This is a genomic window from Acinetobacter stercoris, from assembly GCF_900323515.1.
In the GTDB taxonomy this organism is placed as follows: domain Bacteria; phylum Pseudomonadota; class Gammaproteobacteria; order Pseudomonadales; family Moraxellaceae; genus Acinetobacter; species Acinetobacter stercoris.
In genome coordinates this window covers 1-1,897 of record NZ_OOGT01000353.1, presented here as the reverse complement: position 1 = coordinate 1,897, position 1,897 = coordinate 1, and the positions used below count along the sequence as shown (strand labels likewise).

The window sequence follows — 1,897 nt, the reverse complement described above, 5'->3', positions numbered from 1 at the left end:
GTGAGCGAGTTGAAAGAGGCTTTGAATAAAACCCTGTGTTTGACGTAAAGCCAGTTGGAACAGGTTGCGTATTGTCAGGGCAAACTGAATGGCAGTATCAGAGTAGGTCGGTTGACATCCTTTTTTGCCTGTAGGCATTGCATACCATTGCATTTGGGGATCAAACCAAATAGTGAAAGCACCCCGTTGGCGTAAAGCCTGATTGTACTCAGCCCAGTTGGTTGTTTTGTAGCGGCTTTTTGATTCTGTATTCATCTAAACTGTATGGGGATGAATTCCTTTTATGCAACAAAGCCATTTACAGAAGATAATTTTCTGCTAAATCCAGTGAATAATAAGTATCGTGCATATATTATTGGTACAGCAAAAAAGCATGGTTTTGCACCGCATGCTTTAGCAGCATTTATAAATGCAGAGGCTGCAAAAAAGAAAGGAGGAGAATGGGATGAAAAAAGTTATAATCAGGGATCTAAAGCTGGTGGATTGACACAGTTTTTACCTAATACATGGTTAGAAATGTGTGCTAATCAATCTTCACTAGTTGGTCAGTATGTGAGTAAGAATCCTAAATTATCCTTAGATGCCAAGTTGAATCTCAGATTTAATGCTGAATTGGCTATAGATGCGGCTGCAGCATATGCTGTGTATAATTTTAAAATTTCAAAATTACCTTATCAAAATCTTACAGAGCCAAGTTCAATGGCTAAGCTTGCGTATTTACTTCATCATGAAGGAGCTGGTGGTGGTAGACAATTTGTCCAAAATTCATTTAGCCAAGAAAGAGCTAAAGCTTTATTATTCTCTCAGATTCAAGATAAAAAAAATCAACTGATTATTTAAAAAGATTTAATAATGATGCTAAAGCAGCATATGGGGCATGGTTAAGAAATTATATTGATGGTCATATAAATATCTTTGATTTTGTGGTAGATAATCAGAAAACGAATCAAGTAAATATAAGTTTAGATGAAACTATAAAATTATTAAATGGTACTTCTATTTCTGAGCCACAACCGAAACTTTTAAAGGAACAGGATTCTTCAAAAAATAATCAGAGCAATACTACTGCAACAATAGAAGATATAAGAGTTGGAGGTGATGATAGTTGGCATGATCCTTTAGCAATTTGTAAATTAAGGACAGCAGGATTAGCCAGTGCAAAAGGTGCAACTTTTGGAAAAGTAAGAAACAACGGAAAAACAAATCATCAAGGAGTAGATTTACAAGCGAATCCAGGAACAACAATTTATGCAGTTTGTAGCGGTATTGTCGTTGTAGCAGAGAATACTAATGGTGCGTATGGTAATGTTGTCGTAATTAAAGTTAATATTGATGATTTACCAGAACCACAGCAAAAAAATGCTAAGAGTAAATTGGGAGAGAAAAAATTTATTTTTTTCTTTTATGCGCATTTATCTAACATTAGTGTATCTAAAAATGACCCTGTTAAAGTAGGGGATGCGTTAGGGGCGACGGGAAGTACAGGTAATGCTAACACTATGACAACAATAGCAAATGGTGCTCATCTCCATTTTGAAGCTCGTAGTGAGGCTCGTTTAGGATTGGGATTGAGTGGAAGAATTGATCCTATACCTTTTTTATCAGTAAAGCTGGCTTATTAGATTTTTATTAGAGTTCTTTCATGATAGTTTGCTTTTTAATCCACTAGAGAACTCTAGGCCTTAGATCATATATGTAGCCTTTAGCTTATAAAATAAGGTTTTATCCTAATCCAAAAGTGACTTATGAAAGAACTCTATTGTATAAATATATTTTTGATTAAGTAATATTTATTATAATCAATTGGTTGCGTTATATTGGTGAAAACACTCTTGAGGAAATAATTCATGAAAATTTTAAAAAGTTTAGCATATATTTTATTTTATATTGGTTATAT

Annotated in this window: 1 protein-coding gene and 1 pseudogene; one reads left to right on the top strand and one right to left on the bottom strand. The window is 34.0% G+C overall.

Features of this window, described 5'->3' with window-relative positions; translation table 11 throughout:
* A partial coding sequence (locus KPC_RS19430) for a transposase (RefSeq protein ID WP_171334563.1) occupies positions 1–255 on the bottom strand: 255 nt, incomplete at its 3' end.
* Between the two features lie 12 nt (positions 256–267).
* Between KPC_RS19430 and KPC_RS19425 the strand changes: the two are divergent.
* Positions 268–1,622 (top strand): annotated as a pseudogene (locus KPC_RS19425) (M23 family metallopeptidase); the annotation flags it as partial.
* Between the last annotated feature and the right edge of the window lie 275 nt (positions 1,623–1,897).